General features: G+C 71.9%; 17 protein-coding genes. 7 read left to right on the top strand and 10 right to left on the bottom strand.

Features of this window, described 5'->3' with window-relative positions:
• Window positions 1–4: 4 nt before the first annotated feature.
• Window positions 5–805: an aquaporin gene (locus tag AC0NZN_RS05910; RefSeq protein WP_474591350.1), complete on the bottom strand. Its 801-nt coding sequence runs from the start codon at window positions 803–805 to the stop codon at window positions 5–7.
• A 224-nt stretch (window positions 806–1,029) separates the two neighbouring features.
• Here AC0NZN_RS05910 and AC0NZN_RS05905 point away from each other — a divergent pair, with 224 nt between their 5' ends.
• The gene (locus AC0NZN_RS05905; RefSeq protein ID WP_474591349.1) at window positions 1,030–1,698 is read left to right on the top strand and encodes an MIP/aquaporin family protein; all 669 of its coding nucleotides are present in this window, start codon (window positions 1,030–1,032) and stop codon (window positions 1,696–1,698) included.
• 66 nt (window positions 1,699–1,764) lie between these two features.
• Here AC0NZN_RS05905 and AC0NZN_RS05900 read toward each other — a convergent pair whose 3' ends face one another.
• From AC0NZN_RS05900 to AC0NZN_RS05880, 5 genes are read right to left on the bottom strand one after another with little or no spacing between them, the layout of a single operon-like run.
• The gene (locus AC0NZN_RS05900) at window positions 1,765–3,066 is read right to left on the bottom strand and encodes a DUF58 domain-containing protein (RefSeq protein ID WP_474591348.1); all 1,302 of its coding nucleotides are present in this window, start codon (window positions 3,064–3,066) and stop codon (window positions 1,765–1,767) included.
• Window positions 3,066–4,061, bottom strand: coding sequence for an AAA family ATPase (locus AC0NZN_RS05895; protein WP_474591347.1), 996 nt, complete (start codon window positions 4,059–4,061; stop codon window positions 3,066–3,068). Before AC0NZN_RS05895 ends, AC0NZN_RS05900 begins: the two co-directional genes overlap by 1 nt.
• The gene (locus AC0NZN_RS05890; RefSeq protein WP_474591346.1) at window positions 4,061–5,236 is read right to left on the bottom strand and encodes a DUF4350 domain-containing protein; all 1,176 of its coding nucleotides are present in this window, start codon (window positions 5,234–5,236) and stop codon (window positions 4,061–4,063) included. The genes AC0NZN_RS05895 and AC0NZN_RS05890 overlap by 1 nt, the downstream gene beginning before the upstream one ends.
• A complete protein-coding gene (locus AC0NZN_RS05885) occupies window positions 5,233–5,883 on the bottom strand; it encodes a DUF4129 domain-containing protein (RefSeq protein WP_474591613.1) in 651 nt (216 codons plus the stop codon). The genes AC0NZN_RS05890 and AC0NZN_RS05885 overlap by 4 nt, the downstream gene beginning before the upstream one ends.
• 22 nt (window positions 5,884–5,905) lie before the next feature.
• A complete protein-coding gene (locus tag AC0NZN_RS05880) occupies window positions 5,906–7,162 on the bottom strand; it encodes a glycerophosphoryl diester phosphodiesterase membrane domain-containing protein (protein ID WP_474591345.1) in 1,257 nt (418 codons plus the stop codon).
• Window positions 7,163–7,459: 297 nt separating this feature from the next.
• On the opposite strand from AC0NZN_RS05880, the gene mtrA reads away from it, so the two are divergent.
• The 5 genes from mtrA (at window position 7,460) to hpf (ending at window position 12,997) form a co-directional block, all read left to right on the top strand.
• A complete protein-coding gene (gene mtrA, locus AC0NZN_RS05875) occupies window positions 7,460–8,140 on the top strand; it encodes an MtrAB system response regulator MtrA (protein ID WP_474591344.1) in 681 nt (226 codons plus the stop codon).
• 7 nt (window positions 8,141–8,147) lie between these two features.
• Window positions 8,148–9,815 carry an MtrAB system histidine kinase MtrB gene (gene mtrB / locus AC0NZN_RS05870; protein WP_474591343.1) on the top strand — a complete coding sequence of 556 codons (1,668 nt, stop codon included), beginning with the start codon at window positions 8,148–8,150 and terminating at the stop codon, window positions 9,813–9,815.
• A complete protein-coding gene (locus AC0NZN_RS05865; protein WP_474591342.1) occupies window positions 9,812–11,500 on the top strand; it encodes an LpqB family beta-propeller domain-containing protein in 1,689 nt (562 codons plus the stop codon). Before mtrB ends, AC0NZN_RS05865 begins: the two co-directional genes overlap by 4 nt.
• An 87-nt stretch (window positions 11,501–11,587) precedes the next feature.
• Window positions 11,588–12,235: a ComF family protein gene (locus tag AC0NZN_RS05860; protein ID WP_474591341.1), complete on the top strand. Its 648-nt coding sequence runs from the start codon at window positions 11,588–11,590 to the stop codon at window positions 12,233–12,235.
• A gap of 99 nt (window positions 12,236–12,334) precedes the next feature.
• A complete protein-coding gene (gene hpf, locus AC0NZN_RS05855; protein ID WP_474591340.1) occupies window positions 12,335–12,997 on the top strand; it encodes a ribosome hibernation-promoting factor, HPF/YfiA family in 663 nt (220 codons plus the stop codon).
• 60 nt (window positions 12,998–13,057) lie between these two features.
• On the opposite strand, the gene AC0NZN_RS05850 is transcribed toward hpf, so the two are convergent.
• The 3 genes from AC0NZN_RS05850 to AC0NZN_RS05840 all read right to left on the bottom strand — a co-directional run bounded on the left by AC0NZN_RS05850 (window position 13,058) and on the right by AC0NZN_RS05840 (window position 16,915).
• Window positions 13,058–14,383, bottom strand: coding sequence for a hypothetical protein (locus AC0NZN_RS05850; protein WP_474591339.1), 1,326 nt, complete (start codon window positions 14,381–14,383; stop codon window positions 13,058–13,060).
• Window positions 14,384–14,445: 62 nt separating this feature from the next.
• Complete coding sequence (locus AC0NZN_RS05845; RefSeq protein ID WP_474591612.1) at window positions 14,446–16,221, bottom strand: DEAD/DEAH box helicase; 1,776 nt, start codon at window positions 16,219–16,221, stop codon at window positions 14,446–14,448.
• A gap of 103 nt (window positions 16,222–16,324) precedes the next feature.
• Window positions 16,325–16,915 (bottom strand): PadR family transcriptional regulator, encoded by a 591-nt coding sequence (locus AC0NZN_RS05840; RefSeq protein ID WP_474591338.1) that lies wholly within the window; start codon window positions 16,913–16,915, stop codon window positions 16,325–16,327.
• A 95-nt stretch (window positions 16,916–17,010) separates the two neighbouring features.
• On the opposite strand from AC0NZN_RS05840, the gene AC0NZN_RS05835 reads away from it, so the two are divergent.
• Window positions 17,011–17,655, top strand: coding sequence for a hypothetical protein (locus AC0NZN_RS05835; protein ID WP_474591337.1), 645 nt, complete (start codon window positions 17,011–17,013; stop codon window positions 17,653–17,655).
• Between the two features lie 3 nt (window positions 17,656–17,658).
• Here AC0NZN_RS05835 and AC0NZN_RS05830 read toward each other — a convergent pair whose 3' ends face one another.
• A complete protein-coding gene (locus tag AC0NZN_RS05830) occupies window positions 17,659–20,028 on the bottom strand; it encodes a glycoside hydrolase family 5 protein (protein ID WP_474591336.1) in 2,370 nt (789 codons plus the stop codon).
• Window positions 20,029–20,411 lie beyond the last annotated feature (383 nt).

Raw genomic sequence — 20,411 nt, 5'->3', positions numbered from 1 at the left:
CGCCTCAGTCGGCCTGCGTGATGCCGCCGTCGGCGGCCACGTCGAACAGCCCCTTGTAGGCGAAGCCGGCGACGAGCGCGCCGACGATCGGGAAGACGATGAACACCCAGAGCTGCGCGAGCGCCTCGCTTCCGCCGTAGATCGCCGTGGCGATGGATCGCGCCGGATTGACTGAGGTGAAGTCGATCGGGATCGTCGCCAGGTGGATGGCGGTCAGGGTGAGCCCGATCGCGACACCCGCGAGCCGTGTGCCGCGGGCGGGGTGGGTGACCCCGAGGAAGACGATGACGAGCAGCGCCGTGAACAGGAGCTCGACGATCACCGCCCCGCCGAAGCCGAAACCCGCCGGGGAGTGGTCGCCCCAGCCGTTGGAGGCGAAGCCGGCGTCCTGCACCGTCTTCAGCCAGCCGGCGGGCCCGGTGAGCGCGATGAGCACGATGACCGTGGTGGCGATCGCCGCGCCCACCACCTGGGCGATGACATAGCCGGGCACCCGGCGCCACGGGAAGCGGCCGCCTGCGGCGAGACCCAGGGTGATCGCGGGGTTGAAGTGGCCTCCCGAGATCGGGCCGAACGCGTAGTACCCGCCGATCATGGCGAGCCCGACGGCGAACGACATGCCGAGGAAGCCCACGCCCTTGTCCGCGGCCGGCGTCCCCTCGCCGAACCCTGCGGCGAAGAGGGCGGTGGACACGAGCGCGAGGACCAGCAGGAACGATCCGAACGCCTCGGCGATGAGAGCGCTGCCAGTGCCGCTGCCCGACGCCGAAGGCGAGGCCGGCGCCGTGCGGGGGGAATCGCTCATGCAAGCTCCTTCGGGGGACGGCGGGGAGAGGACCCCGCATCGACGGTAGTGGATCAATCCATGAGCCGCAGGCCCGACATGGCCGAAACGCGGGCAGGCGCCGCATCCCCGAACTCACCCGTACGCGGCGAGCGTCCCTGGGAGAGCGCTGACAGTCGGCTACTCTCTTTGGGTACCCTGTGACGCGCCCTTCCGCGTCTCGTTCTGACAAGAGGAGAAACCTCATGACGGGCACGCTTCGCAGCGCTGTCGCCGAGTTCGTCGGCACATTCATCTTCGTCTTCGCCATCATCGGCGCCGTCAACAGCGGGAGCGCCCTGACGCCCCTCGCGATCGGCTTCGTCCTGATGGTCCTCGTCTTCGCCACGGGACACGTCTCGGGCGCGCACTTCAACCCGGCCGTCTCGGTGGGCGTGTGGCTGCGCGGCGCGATCACCGTCGCGACGCTCATCGTCTACGTGATCGCTCAGCTGGTCGGCGCGGCGCTCGGCGCGTCTCTGAGCCTCGTGCTCTGGCCCGTCGCCAAGGCTCCGATGAACATCTCGGTCGGCCCGGCGTTCCTCGTCGAGGCGCTCTGGACCCTCGTGCTCGTCTACGTGGTGCTGAACGTCGCGACGTCGAAGGACAACGCGAACAACTCGTTCTACGGCCTGGCGATCGGCTCGACGGTCTTCGTCGGCGCCGTCGCGGTCGGCGGGATCTCCGGCGGCGGGTTCAACCCGGCCGTCGCGCTCGCGCTCTCGATCACGGGCCACTTCGCGTGGGGCTCGTACTGGCTGTACTTCCTCGCCCCGATCGTCGGCGGCATCGTGGCGGCGCTCATCTTCCGCCTGCTGAACACGCACGACAAGCTCCCGGTGACGGTGGACGAGGCGCTCTCCGAGCACCCCTGATCCGATCCTGCACGAACCGGCCCGAACGCCTGCGTCCGGGCCGGTTCTGCGTTCGCCCTGCCCGCGTCAGAGACGCCCGAGCGCCTTGAGCGCGAGATAGCGGTCGGCGATACGGGGCGGCAGATCCTCTGCCGATGCCGTGATCGCCTCGGCTCCCGCGCGGCGGATCGCGGCTGCCACGCGGTCGGCGTCGTGCTGCGACCGCTCTCGGGCGGCTGCCCGGTAGACATCCTCGATGGATGCCGCGCCCGGCGCGTCGGCGGAGTCGTCGTCGGAGGCCGTTCCCACGAGCACGTGCGACCCGGCCAGCGTCGGAAGGCTCGCGAGGAACCCGCGGGCGGCCTCGGGCTCGTCCTGCGCCGTCAGAAGCACGACGAGCGCGGGGCGGGAGTGGAGGGAGCGGACCGCGGCGAACGCTGCATCCCAGTCCGTGTCGATGAGCTGCGGTTCGACGGGCGCCATGGCATCCACGAGCGCCGGGAGCAGTGCCGGGCCGTCCACGCGGCTGACCCGCGCGCGTGTCACGCGATCGAACAGGACGACGTGCACGTGGTCTCCGGCGCGCTGGGCGAGCGCGGCGAGGAGCAGCGTCGCCTCGAAGGCCGCGTCCAGCCGGACGCCGTCGCCGACGCGGGCTGCCGCCGTGCGCCCGGTGTCGACGACCACGACGATGTGCCGGTCACGCTCCGGACGCCACGTGCGGAGCATCGTCGTGCCCGCGCGGGCGGTCGCCCGCCAGTCGATCGACCGGACATCGTCGCCGCGGACGTACTCCCGGAGGGAGTCGAACTCGGTTCCGGCGCCGCGCACGAGCACGCTCGTGGATCCGTCGAGCTCGCGCAGCCGGGCGAGCCTTGACGGCAGATGCCGCCTGGCGGTGAAGGGCGGCAGCACTCGCAGGGCGCCGGGCGCGCCAATGACCGTCTGACGCCCGGCGAGCCCGAGCGGACCGCTCGACCGCACGACGACGAATTCGCTCCGCAGCTCGCCGCGGCGGCGGGGCAGGAGGGGCACGGTGCACGTCTCGTGCTCGCCGGCAGACACGTCGATGCGGATGCGCCGAAGCGGTGCACCCGCGGTGGGCTGCCAGGCATCCCGCAGCAGGCCGTGGATGCGTCGCGATCCGCCGTTGCGCACGTGCAGGCGGGCGGCGACGGGCTCGCCGAGCCGCGTGCGCGCAGGCAGCTTGCGCGAGAGCTCGAGCGCGCGGGGCGACGGAGCGGCCAGCGCATCCACCCCCGCGAAGATCGCGCACAGCGCGAGCCAGCCCGATGCCGCGAGCCACGCCGGGGCACCCGCGAGCGAGAGCAGCACGACGGGCACGACGCCGAGGGCGACGAGGAGCGGGAGGCGGCCGGTGAGGAACATCAGAGGGGCACGGGCGTCTGCTGCACCACGGCGGAGAGGATCGCGTCGACAGACACGCCTTCGAGCTCGGCCTCGGGCTGCAGGCGGATGCGGTGGCGCCACGTGGGCACGAGCATCGTCTGCACGTGGTCGGGCGTGATGCCGGGGGATCCGTTCAGCCACGCCCAGGCCTTGGCGGTCGCCAGCAGCGAGGTCGCGGCGCGAGGGCTCACCCCGAGCTGCACCGACGGACTCTGCCGCGTCGCACGCGCGAGGTCGACGATGTACGCGATCACGTCGTCGGACGCGTCCACGGATGCCGCCGCCTGCTGCGCCGCGGACAGCTCCGCCGTCGAGACCACCGTGGCGATGCCGTCGAGCTCGCGCGGCCGGAAGCCCTGGGCGTGCCGGCGCAGGACGTCGATCTCGGCGTCGCGCGCCGGGACGTCGATGAGGAGCTTCAACAGGAACCGGTCGAGCTGGGCCTCGGGCAGCGTGTAGGTGCCTTCGTGCTCGATCGGGTTCTGCGTCGCCGCGACGAGGAACGGGTCGGGCAGCGCGCGCGTCACGCCGTCAGTGGAGACCTGGCGCTCCTCCATCGCCTCGAGCAGCGCCGCCTGCGTCTTCGGCGGCGTCCGGTTGATCTCGTCGGCGAGCACGATGTGCGTGAAGACCGGTCCGGGGCGGAATTCGAACTCCGCCGTCCGGGCGTCGTACACGAGCGATCCCGACACGTCGCCCGGCATGAGGTCGGGCGTGAACTGGATGCGCTTCGTGTCGAGGCCGAGGGCTCGGCTGAAGGCGCGCACGAGCAGCGTCTTCGCGACGCCCGGCACACCCTCGAGCAGCACGTGGCCGCGCGCGAGGAGGGCGATGAGCAGGCCGGTGACGGCGCCGTCCTGCCCGACGACGGCCTTTCCGACCTCGAGGCGGACACGGTTCATCGCCTCGCGGAGCGACGAGTCGCCGGCCGCCGGTGCCTCGGCGGTGGTGGATGCGGGTGCGGGATCGGTCATCAGGAGCCTCCGGGACGGACGGCCGCGTGGAGTGCGGCCTCGAGATCGTTGAGGTCGGCGGCGAGGCGCGCGAGGTCGCGGTCGCCGTGAGGGACGGTGTCGTGCAGGATGCCGTGGACGGTGGCGCGGTCCGATCCGAGACGTGCGGCGACCGCGTCGGCGAGGTCGTCCTCCGAGGCGACCGGCCCGAGGCCGAGCAGGCGCGCCATCCGCAGCCGCGCGCCGTGGCGCAGCTGGTCGAGGGCGTGCGCGGCGTCGTGGGTGCGCGCATACAGCCGCGCGCGCCCCTCCGCGGTCTCGCCCACGCGGACCGTGACGGGCAGATTCTCAGCCACGAGCGGGCCGAACCGGCGCCCGCGCCAGATGCCGGCGGCGATGCCCGCGACGATCAGCAGGACGATGACGGGCGACACCCACGGCGGGGTGAGCGATCCGAGGGTCGGCGCTGCGCTGAGGTCGCTGTCATCGATGGTCGGCGTGTACCAGACGAGCGTCGTGCGGGATCCGAGGAGTCCGATGCCGAGGGCCGCGTTGCCGTTCTCGGCCAGGTGCGCGTTGGACAGGAGCGACTCGCCGTCCAGGGACGACACCGTGCCCCCACTCCTGCGGACCTGGAGCAGCACCGCGCCGCCGTCCTTCGGATAGCACCCCGTGACGCCGGTGCCCGCGTGAGCGGTCGCCGCGGGGGACACCGTGCCGGCGCGCTGCGCCACGGGCAGCTCGCACTCGGGGGAGAGGGGGCGGTTTGCGAAGCCCTCCGGCCTGGATCCGTTCAAGAGCAGCCGCAGCGAGCGGGCACGGGGTTCGATGACGACGGTGTCGGCCGCGGCATCCACCAGCGTCGTCAGCGCCTTGTCGGAGAGATACGGGCTGTCGGGCAGCGCGAGCGTGGCGGCGGTGCGATCGAGCGCGTCGAGGGCGCTCTGCCGGTCGCGCACCACCTCGACCCGCACGCCGTGCTGCTCGAGGATCTGCACCAGCGCCCGCGCGCCATCGGGGCCGGCGGAGTCGGCATCCATCGGCGCCTTGCGCGCCCACGGCTGGGCGCCGAACAGGGCGGCGCCGAGGAGCGCGGCGAGGACGAGGAAGGCGCCGATCGCCGTCCATGCGAGGGCGCGGCGTCCCCGCCCGCGCGGCGGGGTCGTCGCGGGACGTGCGGTCGCGGACAGGCTCATTCCGTCGCCCCCGCCAGGGCAGGGGCCGTGGTCGCCGTCTCCGCGTCGAGCACCCGCGCGTAGAGCGCGGGCGAGCCGGGGCGACGCAGATAGCGGACGTCGTCGAAGGCGCCGGCCGCCGATTCGAGGGCCGCGGCTGCGTCAGGGATGCGCCGCCCCGCCGCCCGCGCGAAGCTGTGGGCCGTGGCGCCCGGCCCGGTCGTCACGACGTCGCGCTCGTCGAGTGCGCGCGCGAGAGCGCGGAAGCGGAGGATGACCGCCTCGTCCCAGGCGCCCCGCCCGGCGGCGGCATCCGCGGCTCGGCGCAGCTGAGCGGCGGTGCGGCCCTCGGCGTCGCCGAAGAGTTCGCCGGCCCCCCGCCGCGTGCGTAGGGCGGCGCGCGGCCTGCCCCAGATGAAGAACGCGGCGACCATCACCAGGACGACGATCACGGCGGCGACGATTCCCACCCACCACGCCCAGGCGCCGGTGGGCGCCGAGGTGAAGAGGTTCCCGAAGAAGTCGGCCACCGCCTTCGCGATGCGATCGGCGAGCGTCGGCTTCGCGGTGGCGTAGAGCGGATTCGCGAGTTCCTCCTGCGCCCATCGGCGTGCCTGGTCGCCGTCCGGCGTCAGCGGCGGGACGTCGTCGGCCAGGAGGACGAGCATCGGGATCACGAGCGCGGCAAGGTCACGACGCCCGAGGCTCGTCGGGGTGCTGTCCGGGGGCGGCCCATTGCGTGGGGGATGCGGGCGGCCCGTCCTGTGCGGGAGGAGCCGTGTACGGCTGCGGGGGTGCCGCGTACGCCGCAGAGCCCGGCACGGGAGGCCCTGCGTACCCCGGGACGGGCGGCGCTGCGTAGACGTACCGGACAGGCGCGCCGCGGCCGATCCCGACCAGGTAGGGATCGGGCAGGTTCGGCGCGCCGGCATCCCGCTGTTCGACGTACGCGAGCAGATCGAGGTCGAGACCCTCGTGACGCATGCGGCAGTCGACGTACAGCAGCGCCGAGGCCGTGGACTGGACCACCGCCGAGATCGCGGAGATGAGAAGCGTCAGCATCTGCACCGCCAGCAGGGTGACGACGAACGCGATGATCGAACTCGGATCGTCCGCCCCGGTAGGCGCGATGATGGTGGTCAGGGCGGACCCGATCAGGCTGAACGGGATCGACACCAGCTGACCGAGCGCCTGGAAGATCACCGTGATCACGACGACCACGCCGAGCACGGGCCAGAAGCGGGTGCGGGTGAGCCGCCAGGACCGCGCGATCGCGCCCCGGATCGTGGCATGCTCGAGGATGATCGCCGACGGCACCAGCAGCAGCTTCGTCGAGAGCCACAGCACGAGCACGATCCCGCCGATGACGAGCAGGATCGCGAACAGGACGGCCGCGACGGGTGTCGCCAGCGCGAGCAGTCCCACGAGGAGTGCGCCGACGAGGAAGGCCGCGACGAGCGCGGCGGCGAGCAGCACCGCGTAGCCGATGAGGCGCCACGCGACGGGACGGACCTGCCGCCACAGTGCGCGCAGGGTGAGCTTCTCGGCGAGGACCTCGTGGGCGACCTCCGTCACCACGACCGCCTGCACGATGACGCCCAGCGCGCCCGCGGCCAGAGCGAGCAGCCCCCCGATCACCGCGGTGATCGCGACCGAGCCCGCCATGATCGCGTTGTAGTCCGCGCTTCCCTGGCGGACGGTGTCGAGCCGTGAGAACAGGCCGACGGCGACGCCCGCCGTGACGACCCCGACGACGAGGTAGGCGACGAGCTGAACGACGAGCGCGAAGCCGAGGAGCACGCGCGGGTTCTGCCGAAGAGCGGTGAACGAGCGTCCCAGCACGGTGCCGAAGGAGAGGGGATGCAGCGGCACTATGCCGCGCCGCGGGGGCGGCGTCCACGCGGCGCTCGCCTGCGGCGACTGGCCCCATGCCGGGTTCGCGGTCACTGTGCTGTCTCCATCCGATGCTGTCTGCGGTCGACGGCTCGGCGCGCCGTGTGCCCATGCTGTCACAACAGCGGGTTTCCTCCCACGCTCATACGATCCCGCGCATCCCATGCGAAGGCCAGACGGAGCGCTCAGCCCGGTCATAGGATCATCACAGCTCAGCGGCGTCGCTTCTCGGCGCCGCCCCAGCGTCCCTCCATCACCCTCCGAGTGCTGTCCGTTAGTCTTGGGAAACGCCTGGGGTTTGATTTTCCGCCGTTCCCGGGCGCCCTCCACGTCTCAGAAGGACACACGCCGATGGCATCCCGCATCCTGGTGATCGACGACGACACAGCTCTCGCCGAGATGATCGGCATCGTCCTGCGCACCGAAGGCTTCGAGACGTCGTTCTGCGCCGACGGCGCACAGGCCGTGGAGGCCTTCCGCACGCAGCGGCCCGACCTCATCCTGCTTGATCTGATGCTGCCCGGCATGGACGGCATCGAGATCTGCACCCGCGTGCGCGCGGAGTCCGGCATCCCGATCATCATGCTCACCGCCCGCACCGACACCGCCGACGTGGTGCGCGGGCTGGAGTCCGGCGCCGACGACTACATCGTCAAGCCCTTCAACCCCAAGGAGCTGGTGGCCCGCATCCGCACGCGCCTGCGCCCGACAGTGGCGACCGCGCGCGAGGACCTGCGCATCGGCGACCTCATGGTCGACGTCGCCGGGCACGAGGTGCGCCGCGGGGAGAGCTCCATCGCGCTGACGCCGCTGGAGTTCGAGCTGCTCGTCGCGCTCGCATCCAAACCGCAGCAGGTGTTCTCCCGAGAGATGCTGCTCGAGCAGGTGTGGGGCTACCACTACAAGGCCGACACGCGACTCGTCAACGTGCACGTCCAGCGCCTGCGCGCGAAGGTCGAGAGGGATCCCGACAACCCCAGGATCGTCACCACCGTGCGCGGAGTCGGCTACCGCGCCGGTGCCGTCGTGTGAGGCCCTGATGTCTCCCGCGAGCGGGCCCGCCGCGGCGACGCGTCCCACTGTCACGGCGTGGCGGGACTGGCGGGCATGGCCGGAGAGCCTGACCAGCCTGTGGCGACGGTCGCTGCGCTTCCGCACGGTCCTCGTCACGCTGGCGCTGACGGCGCTCGCGATCCTCATCGCGTGCGTGTGGATGGCGCTCGCCATCCAGAACGACCTGTTCCAGTCGCGACTGCAGCAGGTGGAGTCGGATTCCCGCCGGGCGACCGACGTCGCGCAGGCGACGCTGGATTCCGCCGCCGCGCAGGGCGACGCCGTGCAGATCCAGAACCTCATGGACAGCGTGCGCGACAAGCTCGTGCAGCAGTCCTCGACGAACATGATCGCGGCGTTCCGCATCGGCAAGTCGACGCCCCTCGCGCCCATCGACTTCACGCAGGGGCTCGACAAGGACGTCATCTCGTCCGAGCTGCGCGCGAAGGTGCGCGCCGGCACGCAGCCGCAGTGGTGGCAGTCCGTGGCCCTGCCGGCGGATGACGGCCAGCGCGTGCCCGGCATCGTCGTCGGCCAGCAGATCATCGTGCCCGAGGTCGGCCCCTACGAGCTGTATCTGGCCTACGACCTCGGGGGAGCATCGCAGACGCTGACGTTCGTCCAGGGCACCCTGTGGGTCGTCGGTATCGCTCTCATCGTGCTCATCGGCGCGATCGCGTGGTTCGTCCTGCGCTCGCTGACCGCGCCGATCGGCGCCGCGGCGGAGACGAGCGCGAAACTCGCGGCGGGCGACTTCAGCGAGCGGCTCCCTGTGCGCGGCGAGGACGAGCTCGCGACCCTCGGCCGCTCCTTCAACGCAATGGCCGACAGCATCGAGTCGCAGATCAAGGAGCTGGCCGATCTGTCGCTCGTGCAGCAGCGATTCGTGTCCGACGTGTCGCATGAGCTGCGCACGCCGCTGACGACGATCCGGCTCGCATCCGACATGCTGAACGACCGGCGGGACGACTTCGACCCGGCGACGGCGCGAGCGGCCGAGCTGCTGCAGGCGCAGGTCCAGCGGTTCGAGACCCTCCTGACGGACCTGCTCGAGATCAGCCGGTACGACGCCGGCTCCGTGCAGCTCGAGCTCGAGCCGACGAGCCTCGCCCACCTCGCCGAGGACGTGATCGGCTCGATGAGCCAGCTCGCCGAGCAGCACGGCACGACCGTGCGCCTCGTCGCGCCCGGAGGCTATTCGCCGGTGGACATGGACCCGCGCCGCATCCGCCGCATCGTCCGGAACCTGCTCGGCAACGCGATCGAGCACGGCGAGGGGCACCCGATCGTCGTCACGGTCGACAGCAATCAGCAGGCCGTCGCGCTGTCGGTGCGTGACTTCGGGCTGGGGATGACGCCCGAGCAGGCCGAGCGCGCGTTCGACCGGTTCTGGCGCGCGGATCCGTCGCGCACCCGCACGATCGGCGGCACGGGCCTGGGCCTGTCGATCTCGCTGGGTGACGCCCGTCTGCACGGCGGCACGCTCGCCGTGTGGAGCGCGCCGGGCAAGGGATCGAACTTCGTCCTCACCCTTCCGCGCGCGGGCCAGCGTCTGGACGACGCGATGCCGATCCCGGTCGACCCCGGCTCCGATGCGCTCTCCTCGCTCGGTGCGACGCAGCCCATCGTCGTGACGTCGGGAGGCACCCCATGAGGCGCCGGCTCGCCGTCGCCGCGGTGGTCGCGGCGCTCGCCGTCGCCCTCACCGCGTGCACGGGTCTGCCCACGAGCGGCCCCGTCGTCCAGGGGCTGCCGGCGGGCGCGGCCGCCGGCCCGCCCGCGGTCTCCTTTCTGCCCGACCGACCGCAGCCGGGCGCGACCCCGCAGCAGATCGTCGACGGCTTCATCCGCGCCGGCCAGGGGTCGTCGGGCGGCTGGGAGACGGCACGACTGTTCCTCGCGCCGTCCTTCCGCGACACGTGGAAGCCGACCGCCGGTGTGACGGTCGACGTCTTCAATGACCGCTCCTACGCCCCCGACAAGACGGATGCGCCCGACAAGACCGACACGATCGGCCTGACCGTGACACCGGTCGCCAGCGTCGATGAGAACGGCACATACTCGGTGACGCCGACCGGCGCTTCGACCCTTCCTCTGTCGTTCTCGCTCGCGCGCCAGCGCGACGGCCAGTGGCGCATCACGAAGGCGCCAGACGGCATCATCCTCGACGAGAGCGCGTTCGCCAGTGTCTTCCATCCCTACTCGCTCGTGTACTACGACCCGACGTGGACCGACCTCGTGCCGGACGTGCGCTGGTTCCCGACGACCAATGCGGCGTCGCGGATCGTGCAGGCGCTCATCCGGCAGAAGCCGAGCGCATGGCTCGCGGGAAGCGTCGCGACGGCGTTCCCGGACAACGTCGGCGTGCAGCCGTCGGTCACGAACAGCGCGGGCACGGCGCAGGTCGAGCTCACCGGCTCGCCGCTGTCGGCCGAGCAGACGACCCTCGACCGCATGCTGACGCAGCTCACGCAGAGCCTGGCGACGGCGGGCTTCTCCGACGTGCGCATGTCGTTCGGATCGACCCCGATCAACGCCTCGGTCATCCTTCCCACGACGACCCCTCCGGCGCAGCCGGTGGTGCTCACGGCGAAGGGCTTCGGGTCCTACCAGTCCGCGAGCCTGCTCGATCCACTCCCCGGACTCGACGCGACCGTCGCCCAGCAGCAGCCGAACGCGATCGCGCTCGCGCCGGATCGGCAGAGCGCGGCCCTGCGGATCCCCGGCGGGACCGTGGGCGTCGTGTCGGCCGGACGCGCCTTCACGCCCCTGGACACCCGCCCGGGCCTCGTCGCGCCGACGATCGACGCGCGCGGGTTCGTGTGGACGGTGCCCGGCGGCGATCCCCCCGCCGTGCGTGCCGTGAGCGCGGGGGGCAAGGGCGGCGCGGTCGCAGGGGCCTGGCCCGGCGTGACCCGGATCAGCGCCATGCAGGTGTCGGGAGACGGCACCCGTCTCGTCGCGACCGTCGTCGCGGGCGGCCATCCCGCGCTGGCGGTCGCCGGCGTCGTGCGCGACCCCACCTCCGGCGTCCCCGTCAAGCTCAGCGATCCCGTGATCGTCGGAACCCTGCCGGGCGACGGGCTGGACCTCGCGTGGCTCGACGATTCCACCGTCGGCGCGCTCGCGCACGACGGCGTCGGCGTCAGCCTGGTCGAGCAGCAGGTGGGCGGCACGGCTGTGCAGCTGGATGCGCCGCCGAACGCGGTCTCGCTCAGCGGAGCCTCGACGATTGCCGCAGTGCGTCTGCGCGGCGATGACGGAGCGATATACATACGCCGCGGGTCGAACTGGCAACAGGTCGGGACGGGCGTGCAGGTGCTCGCGCACGTCCAGTAGTCCTCCCCATCCGCGCGCGCACGCTGCGGCATCCACCGTTCCTGCGCGCGCAGGGTCGGGCCGCAGCGCGTATCGCACGCTGAACGGATGGATGCCGTCCGCACCGCGCTCGCCGAGGCGCTCTCGCTCTTCTTCCCTGTCGAGTGCGCGGGATGCGGCGCACCCGACATCGCCCTCTGCGCCGCGTGCCGTGCGGCGCTTCATCCGCGACCGCACGCACGGACCCTGCCGTCCGGCCTCGAGGTGCACGCCGGACTCGCATTCGAGGGGGTCCCCGCTCGGGTCGTGCGGGCGCTCAAGGAGGAGGGGCGGACGAGCCTCTCGCGCGCTCTCGGCCCGGCTCTGGCCGCCGCCGGGGCGGCCGCGTATGGCGGATCGGCGATCGCGGTGCCCGTCCCGACGTCGCGCGCCGCGATGCGCCGACGAGGGTACCGCGTCGTCGATCTGGTCGCCCGCAGAGCCGGTCTGCGCGTCGAGCGCCTTCTCGTCCCGTCGCGCGCCTCGGCCGATCAGCGAGCGCTCGGACGGGACGCGCGACGCCGAAATGTGGCGGGAACGATGCGGGCGAGGGATGCCGCCGGCCGCCGCATCCTCGTCGTCGACGACGTCGTCACAACGGGCGCCACGCTCGACGAGGCGATCCGTGTCCTGCGCGCCGCGGGAGCAGAAGTCATCGGCGCAGCGGCCGTCGCCGCCGTTCCGCTGCGCTATCAACCCCGGGTGAACACATTCTGAATTCGTGCGTGACAGTCCGGGAATCGATGTCTAGGGTGGGGGGCACAAGGCGACGAGGGTCCGCCCTTGGCCGGGGGGACCGGAACAAGGAGGTCACGGATGGAAACCAGCATCGTCGGCGTGGGAGTGAGCGTTTCGGAGCGCTTCCGCGGAGTCGTCGAGGAGAAGGTGGCCCGAATCGAGCACCTCGCGCCGCGCGCGCAGGGCATCGAGGTGAAAGTCACGCACCGCGCCTACCACAACGGTCGCATGGAGGATTCGACCGTGGAGCTCACGCTCACGAGCAAGGGTCCGGTCGTGCGCGCCGAGGCCGTCGACAATGACAAATTCACCGCACTCGACATCGCCGTCGATAAGCTCGCCGAGCAGCTGAGGCGCGCCAAAGAGAAGCGCGTCGACGGCCGCAAGCACCCGCGCGGCGCCAAGCTCGACAAGGAGAGCGGCGCGATCCACGGGGTCGACGTGCAGCCGGTGTCCGCAGACATCCTTCGCGCGGTGGCGACCGGGGAGATCCCGATCATCACCGGCAACGAGGAGGAGGCGGATTACACGCCGGTCGTCATCCGCACCAAGCGGTTCGACGCGGAGTGGATGACCGTCGAAGATGCGGTCGACCGCATGGAGCTGGTCGGCCACGACTTCTTCCTCTTCATCGACGCCCGCACCGACCACCCCAGCGTCGTCTACCGGCGCAAGGGCTGGGACTACGGTGTCATCTCGCTGACGACGCTGGCTCCTCCGGAGGAGGCGCTGGTCTCCTGATCTCGATCAGAACGGATGCCCCGGGCCGCAGGGCCCGGGGCATCCGTCGTTCTGCGTGGATCAGTTGAAGATGTCGTCGATGAGCCCGCCGATGACCAGGCCGCCGAGCACTCCGCCCATGACATCGCCCATGCCGCCGCGCGGGCGGCCGCCCCAGCCCTGCTGCGGATAGGCTCCGGGCTGCCCCCAGCCGCCGTACGGGCGGGCTTGGTCGATGTCGCGCTGCGCGTACTGCAGCGCCTCGCTCGCGAGGTAGGCCACGCGGCGTGCGGCATCGATCGCGGCGGGCCGATCTTCCTCGGCGAGCGACCTGGCGCCCGGCAGCTCGGCGCGCAGGCGCTCCGCCTCGGCGAGGCGTGTACGGGCGTCGGCGCCGATCCAGCCGCGCTGGCCCGCGATGACGTCGCGGGCGACGGAGAGCTGCCGGTCGGCGTCGTCGAGCGCGTGCTCGACCTGCGCGACGGCCGGGAGCGGGTTCGCCGCGCGCTCGAGCGCGGCCGCGACCGCCGCATCGAGCGCGGTGTTCGCCTCGCGCAGCTGCGTGAGCTCGGACAGCGGGTCGGTCTTCTCGCCGGACGCCGGAAGGCCCGCCAGCGTCGCGGTCAGTGCCCGCGCCGCTGCGACGACGGCGGGCGACTGCGGGGCGGAGCGGGCGGCCACGAGGTCGCCCCGCGAGTCGTCGATGACTGCGGCGAGGGTGGATTCGGCGCGCAGCGCCTCCACCTCATACGTCTCGAGCGCGTCGAGCATCGCGGTGGCTCGTCGCATCGACTCGGTCGCCGCCTCGAGCGCCATGTTGCCCTGCTCGCGCTGACCCGCGGCGCGGCGCCGCTCGGCGATGTCTGCCCCGTGGACGGCGAAGTCGAGGAGGCGCGCGGCCTCATCCGGCGTCTGGGCGACCTGGCGCAGGGCGTCGGGGGAGTAGCGCTCGGACAGGCGGGCGAGCGTGTCGCGCGCCGGGTCGATGCGCTCGCGGAGGGCGACGGCATCCGTCCGCACATTCGCGAGGATCTGCGGGGCGTTGCGGGCCAGGGCGATCGGCTGCGCGAGAGCGGCCGTCTTCTCGTCGAGAAGACCCTCCGCCCACTCGCACAGCTGAACGATGCGTGCGTTGCGCGTGCGCAGCTCCTCGGGCGTGTCCGGGATCTCATCGTGGTTCAGCTGGTGGAGCTGGAACGCCTCGCCCATGTGCACGCGCACCGAGTCCAGCGCGGCGCGAAGATCCGCGGTCGCGTTGTCGCCGAGCTCGGCGATCGCGAAGTCGAGCTCGTCCGATGTCAGCCGCATCCGCTCGTCGGCCTCGACGAGGGCCTTCTGCGCGCGGGTCGCCAGATCGGCGTCCGCCGCATCCTGTTCACGATTGCGCTTGCCCCAGAAACCGGCCATCCTCCGATCCTACGGGCGGTGTCCGAGTACGCCCTCAGTGCTCGCTGAGGGCGTACTGCGGATCAGTCGTCGCTCTGCGAATGCCGCGGCTTGCGCGCCGGGCGGTCGTCGCGATCGTACGGCCGGCGGTCGTCCCGTGGGCTCCGGTCGTCTCGGCCGCCCTGGTACGGCCGGCGCTCGCCGTCCGCCCGGCGCGCCGGGCGCCCGCTGTCCAGGCGCAGCTCGATCGGGCGCCCGGAGATCTGCGTGTCGGAGAGCCGGTCGAGCGTGTCCCGCGACAGATCGGAGGGCAGCTCGACGAGCGAGAAGTCGGGCATGATCTTGATCGCGCCGAAGTCGTCGCGCCGCAGACCGCCCTCGTTGGCGAGCGCGCCGACGATCTGGCGCGGCTCGACGCGCTGACGCTTGCCGAGCGCGATGCGATAGGTCGCGAAGCCCTCGCGGGGCGTGCGGCGCTCCGGGCGATCGGGGCGCTCGAAGCGCTCGACCCGATCGCGCGAGGGACGATCCCTCGCCTGACTCGGCTCGGGGTCGGGCTCGAGCAGGAGCGGCGTGTCGCCCTGGGCGACGATGGCCAGCGCGGCAGCGACATCCGCCTCGGGCACGTCGTGGTGACGGACGTAGTGGCCGATGATGTCGCGGAAGCCGCCGATGCGGTCGGTGTCGCCGAGCGCCGCCGTGATGCGGTCGTCGAACCGCGAGAGACGCGTCTCGTTGACGTCGTCGGCGCTCGGCAGCGGGATCTCGGTGAGCTCCTGGCGCGTCGCGCGCTCGATCATCTTGACGAGCCCGCGCTCGCGCGGGGTGACGAAGCTGATGGCGTCACCCGTCCGCCCGGCGCGACCGGTGCGGCCGATGCGGTGGACGTAGGACTCGGCATCCGTCGGGATGTCGTAGTTGACGACGTGCGAGATGCGCTCCACGTCGAGCCCGCGCGCGGCCACGTCGGTCGCGACGAGGATGTCGAGCTTGCCGGACTTGAGCTGGTTGACGGTGCGCTCGCGTTGCGCCTGCGCGACGTCGCCGTTGATCGCGGCGGCGGAGTATCCGCGGGCACGGAGCTTCTCGGCGATCTCCTCGGTGACGCTCTTGGTGCGGCCGAACACGATCATCCCGTCGAAGTTCTCGACCTCGAGGAAGCGCGTGAGGGCGTCCATCTTCTGCTGCCACTGCACGACGAGGTAGCGCTGCGTGATGTTGGCGGCGGTCGCGGTCTTGGCCTTGACCGTGATCTCCTCGGGGTCGTGCAGGTACTGCTTCGACATGCGGCGGATGGTCGCCGGCATCGTCGCCGAGAAGAGCGCCACCTGCTTCGTGTCGGGCGTCTCGGCGAGGATCGTCTCGACGTCCTCGGCGAAGCCCATCTTGAGCATCTCGTCGGCCTCGTCGAGGACGAGGTACTTCAGCTCGGAGAGATCGAGCGTGCCCTTCTCGAGGTGGTCGATGATGCGGCCCGGCGTGCCGACGACGATGTGCACGCCGCGGCGCAGCGCCGACAGCTGCACGCCGTAGCCCTGGCCGCCGTAGACGGGCAGGACGTGCACGCCCTTGAGGTGTCCCGAGTACTTCTCGAACGCCTCGCAGACCTGCAGGGCGAGCTCGCGGGTGGGAGCGAGCACGAGCGCCTGCGGGTTCTTCTGCGACACGTCGAGCCGGTCGATGATCGGCAGCGCGAACGCCGCCGTCTTGCCGGTGCCGGTCTGGGCCATGCCGACGACGTCGCGGCCGGCAAGCAGGGGCGGGATCGTCGCGGCCTGGATCGCCGAGGGCGCCTCGTACCCGATCTCGCGGAGCGCCTTCAGGACCGGCTCGCTGAGGGCGAGGTCCGAGAATGTCATCGCAGCGGGCTCGGCGGAAGCCTCGGTCTCGATCTGGTCGGTGTCAGCGTGCACAGTTCAGCGTAGCGAGGGCGGGCTGGGAAGCGACAGGATGAACGGTGCTTCAGACGGATGCGGCCGCCGCCGGCCGCCCTCGTCGGGGACGCTCGGCGGACAGGTCGAGCGCCATCGCGTGGCGGGGATGTCGCGCCAGTCGCTGTTCGGCGTGATCGAGCCAGCGGATCTCCGCCTCCGCCGCGAAGATCATCGAGTCGACGACGAGCGCCCGGGCGAGCTCCTGCGGCCCCTCGGCACCGTCGTCCGCCGATCGACGGAGCGTCTGCAGCTGCGCGAGCGAGGCCCGGCGCTGGGTGCGGATCACCTGGGTGACGTCCACCCCGGGCAAGGTCGCGGCGACCGCGAGCTTGATCGCGAGCTCGTCGCGCGTTCCGCCGCTGCGCTCCACCGGGGACTCCAGCCAGCCGCGCACCTCGAGGCGCCCCGCATCCGTGATCGCGACGTTGACGTGCCCCTGGTCATCGGCGTCGCCCCTGACGACCAGCCCGTCCCGCTCCAACCGCTCCAGGGTGTTGTAGATCTGCCCGACGTTCAGCGGCCACGTCGATCCGGTGCGACGGTCGAACTCCGCGCGCAGCTGATAGCCGTAGCACGGCCCCTGGTCGAGGATCGCGAGGAGGCTCTGGCGCACCGACATCTCGGCTCCCGTCTGTGCATGCTCAGTATCTGATTTCCGAGTATATGGATACCGGGAAATCTCGCGATCGCTCGCGAGGGAGTACTTTGTGCCCCATGATGGATGACGGTTCCCGCAGCGAAGGTGCTCGCCGGGTTCATCGCCCGACCTGGTTGTGGGCGGGCGTCCTCCTCGCGGCGAGCGTGGTGCCGGCGCTGCTCGGCCCCGTGGGCGCCGGACAGCCCTGGGCGGTCTGGGCACGCGACATCCTGTTCCTGGCCGGCGTGCTGCTGCTCGCCCTCGGGCGCGACAGCGTCACGGCCGGGCGCCCGCTCGGCACGATCGCGCTCGTCGTCTTCGGAGCATGGCAGCTCGCCTACGACGTGCTGTGGCTGTTCGTGGCGCCGGGCGGCCCGGACGGGCCGGTCGCCCGGGCAGTCCTTCCCTACCTGGCGGCGTGGCCGTACGTGTATCTCGCCGCAGGGATCCTCGCAACCGTGCAGATCGCGCGCGCCGGCGTTCTGCAGGGGCGCTGGCGGTGGGTTCCGCTCGCCGGCCTCTGCGTGGCCGTGGGATGGCAGATCGTCCTGATGGGGATGCTGTCGCTCGAGCCGGCATCGGTGCAGATCGTGGTCGCGCTGGGGAGTCTCGGCAACACGATCGCCTGCGTCGGAGTCGGTGTGGCCGCCATCGTGCTCAGCACCGTGCCGCGCGAGCGCGTCGAGACTCCCACCGCGCCGGTGCTCCCCGCGGAGGGATGACACTCAGCTGGTCGTGACGCGGTAGTCGCCGGCGGTGCAGCCGGTGAACCGCCAGCCGCCGGGCTGCTGGTCCAGACGCGCGCTGTCGACGCCCATGGTGTGCACGGCCGGCCTGGTCGTGCCGGGGATCCAGACGTCGAGGCCGCAGGTGCGCTCCGCCGACGAGCCGGTGAGCAGGAGGCCCGCTCCGTCGCCGTGCAGGGTGTCGATGCGCCCGGGTGCCGACCGCGGGTAGGCGCGGCCGAGGACGCCGAGGAGGTGCGCGTTGCCGGGAGCATCGGCTCCGGTGGCGCAGTCCTCGGGGACGAGACCGAGCCCGACCTGGCCGATGCCGTTCTGCGGGTCTCCGCAGGCCTGCTTCCACACCCAGTACGCGCTGCCGAGGGCATGCGCATCCTCTGCGGTCGCGTACCGGTCGATGCGCGAGGCGATCGACGCGTCGTCGCCCCAGTAGCCGTACTCGCCCGACCAGAGGGGCACGCCGTATTCCGCGGCGACGCGCTCGGCGAGCTCGAACTGTCGCTCGATGCCGACGATCGCCGGCAGGCCGAGCGAGGTGTCCATCGTGATCGACTCGGCGTACAGGTGGGGGGAGAACACGATGTTGCGGTCCGACGTGAAGCCGGGGCGCGGACCGCTGTCGAATCCGAGGCCCGACCATAGGATGCTGGGCTCCACGAACACGATCTGCCCGGCGCCGGCCGCCCGAATCCGGCGGATCGCCGCGTCGTAGTACCTGCCGAGCTGCTGCGCGGTCGTGACCGGGGCGGTCTCGCCGAAACCGGGCTCGTTCATGAGGTCGTAGCCGGCCACGGCCGGCTCGTCCTTGAACTCGGCGCCGAGCATCCCCCACGTCCGGGCGAGCGCTGTCTGGACGCCGTCGGTGTCGAACCAGAAGTTCTCGAAGGCACGGTCGCCGGCGGGGGAGATGTCACGACCGGTGAACGCGCAGCGCGGAGCGCCGTCCGAGATCGTCGCCCACGCGGGCGCCCCGTCGTAGCCCCACATCGGGTCGGTCCCGGGCCGGCACACGGTGCCGTCGGCGGTGGCCGCCTTCGACCAGCCGTCCTGATGCATGTCGAGCACGACGCGGATGCCGTTCTCCTTCGCCCAGGCCACCGCATCCCTCACATGCCCGAGGTAGGTCGCATCGAAGGCGCCGCGTGTGGGCTCCAGCGCCGACCATGACAGGTCCAGTCGGACGACGTCGAAACCGTGGGCGGCCATGTCCGCGAAGTCCTGCTCGCTGAGCGGGCGGGTCGCGGGCACGTCCTTGCGCGGCTGGTAGAAGTCGACCAGCTGGTTCACGTTGACGCCGCGCAGCAGCACCTCGTTGCCGCTGCCGTCGGTGATGCGGCCGTCGTCTGCGCGCAGGAAGCCCGTCGGGATGCGCGGCTGCGGGTCGGCGGCCTGCGCGGGAGCGACCGCCGCGAGCGTGCCGGCGGCGACCGCGGCCACCACGGCGAACGCGACGAGGGATGCGGCGACGGATGCGGAGACCGACGACGGCCGGGCGCCCGCAACGGCCCCGTCCTGCGCGCGCGACGCGCGGATGCGGTCGACCACGACGGCGGCCACCGCCGGGATCCAGCCGATGGCAGCGCCGTACGAGAGGCCGTCGGCGACGTGGATGTACGCGGCCATGAGGGGCCACATGTCACCGCGGAGGCCGTCGTCGGCGAAGAGACCGAAGAGCGCCTGGAGGATGCCGAGCATCCCCCCGGCGACGAGCGCGCCGAGCCAGGTGCCGAGCAGGCCGCCGACGCGGCGACGCATCCATCTCATCGAGAGCAGAGCGACCGCGGCGAGCAGGACGACCCCCGAGATGACCGCGAACGGTCCCTGGTCCACGCGCGGCGCCGGGATCCCCGGCGTGGAGGTCGCGCCGGTCCACCACGATCCGGCGACGAGGGGAGCGAGAGCCGCGAGAAGGATCGCGTAGGGCCAGACGGTGCCCGGCGACCGGAGTTCCACCGCGCCGCGGGGGCCGCCGGCGAGGCGTGTCACGGCGGCGACGACGAGCGCGGCGGGGATGGCCTTCGCCGTGACGTAGCCGCCCGCCCATCCCGAGAAGAGCACGTCGCCGGTCATGGCGAGCGCGGTCGCGGCCTGTGCGAGCAGGACGGCCAGGGTGGTGCCGGCCGCCATCGTCCAGAACCGCGTGCCTGCGCGCGCGGCGCTCCACCACACCGCGGACACGAGGACCGGCAGGAAGACGACGTACCGCGCGAGCGGCCAGCCGAGCTGAGCCTGGGGCGTGCCGCCCGGCCAGCCGACGAGCGCGAGCAGTCCGGTGGGGTCGGCGACGGCCTCGATGAGGACGACGACGAGGACGGCGCCCACGGCGACCAGCGGCCGGCGGACCTTCTTCATGGCACTCCCATGTGCGATCTGGGGGCACGTCTTCGTGCCGGATTTCCCTCGGGGGAGGCCCGCCGCATTCGGGTATGCGGCGGGCCTCGATGCTGTGGCCTTCCGGGGTGCCCAGGGCGCTCACCGCGGACTGCTACTGACAGCATGCGCAATAAGGGTCATATGACCAAATCCGAGCGACCCTCAGGTTCCATATGGAGAGACTGGATGCCTCATCCCGCGGCACCCGGTGCCGGCAGGGTTCGTCCGAATCCTGTGCTTTGTCCCAGCGCCCCTGTACTTTGTCTCAGGCACTGTCAAGTCACAGCCGGGTAACATGACGGGGTGTGCCCGTGATGCCCGGGCGCCGCCGGCGCGCCGTTCGCGTCGAACACCCGACAGAT

Source organism: Microbacterium sp. sgz311019 (genome assembly GCF_056135325.1).
The sequence above is the reverse complement of the archived record's forward strand: the minus strand, read 5'-3'. Positions and strand labels throughout refer to the sequence as shown.

What these genes read in the sequence shown, in the direction of transcription:
- AC0NZN_RS05910 (WP_474591350.1), bottom strand. Translation starts at nt 805, where the DNA reads ATGAGCGATTCCCCCCGCACGGCGCCGGCCTCGCCTTCGGCGTCGGGC.
- AC0NZN_RS05905 (WP_474591349.1), top strand. Translation starts at nt 1,030, where the DNA reads ATGACGGGCACGCTTCGCAGCGCTGTCGCCGAGTTCGTCGGCACATTC.
- AC0NZN_RS05900 (WP_474591348.1), bottom strand. Translation starts at nt 3,066, where the DNA reads ATGTTCCTCACCGGCCGCCTCCCGCTCCTCGTCGCCCTCGGCGTCGTG.
- AC0NZN_RS05895 (WP_474591347.1), bottom strand. Translation starts at nt 4,061, where the DNA reads ATGACCGATCCCGCACCCGCATCCACCACCGCCGAGGCACCGGCGGCC.
- AC0NZN_RS05890 (WP_474591346.1), bottom strand. Translation starts at nt 5,236, where the DNA reads ATGAGCCTGTCCGCGACCGCACGTCCCGCGACGACCCCGCCGCGCGGG.
- AC0NZN_RS05885 (WP_474591613.1), bottom strand. Translation starts at nt 5,883, where the DNA reads ATGCTCGTCCTCCTGGCCGACGACGTCCCGCCGCTGACGCCGGACGGC.
- mtrA (WP_474591344.1), top strand. Translation starts at nt 7,460, where the DNA reads ATGGCATCCCGCATCCTGGTGATCGACGACGACACAGCTCTCGCCGAG.
- mtrB (WP_474591343.1), top strand. Translation starts at nt 8,148, where the DNA reads ATGTCTCCCGCGAGCGGGCCCGCCGCGGCGACGCGTCCCACTGTCACG.
- AC0NZN_RS05865 (WP_474591342.1), top strand. Translation starts at nt 9,812, where the DNA reads ATGAGGCGCCGGCTCGCCGTCGCCGCGGTGGTCGCGGCGCTCGCCGTC.
- AC0NZN_RS05860 (WP_474591341.1), top strand. Translation starts at nt 11,588, where the DNA reads ATGGATGCCGTCCGCACCGCGCTCGCCGAGGCGCTCTCGCTCTTCTTC.
- hpf (WP_474591340.1), top strand. Translation starts at nt 12,335, where the DNA reads ATGGAAACCAGCATCGTCGGCGTGGGAGTGAGCGTTTCGGAGCGCTTC.
- AC0NZN_RS05850 (WP_474591339.1), bottom strand. Translation starts at nt 14,383, where the DNA reads ATGGCCGGTTTCTGGGGCAAGCGCAATCGTGAACAGGATGCGGCGGAC.
- AC0NZN_RS05845 (WP_474591612.1), bottom strand. Translation starts at nt 16,221, where the DNA reads ATGACATTCTCGGACCTCGCCCTCAGCGAGCCGGTCCTGAAGGCGCTC.
- AC0NZN_RS05840 (WP_474591338.1), bottom strand. Translation starts at nt 16,915, where the DNA reads ATGTCGGTGCGCCAGAGCCTCCTCGCGATCCTCGACCAGGGGCCGTGC.
- AC0NZN_RS05835 (WP_474591337.1), top strand. Translation starts at nt 17,011, where the DNA reads ATGATGGATGACGGTTCCCGCAGCGAAGGTGCTCGCCGGGTTCATCGC.
- AC0NZN_RS05830 (WP_474591336.1), bottom strand. Translation starts at nt 20,028, where the DNA reads ATGAAGAAGGTCCGCCGGCCGCTGGTCGCCGTGGGCGCCGTCCTCGTC.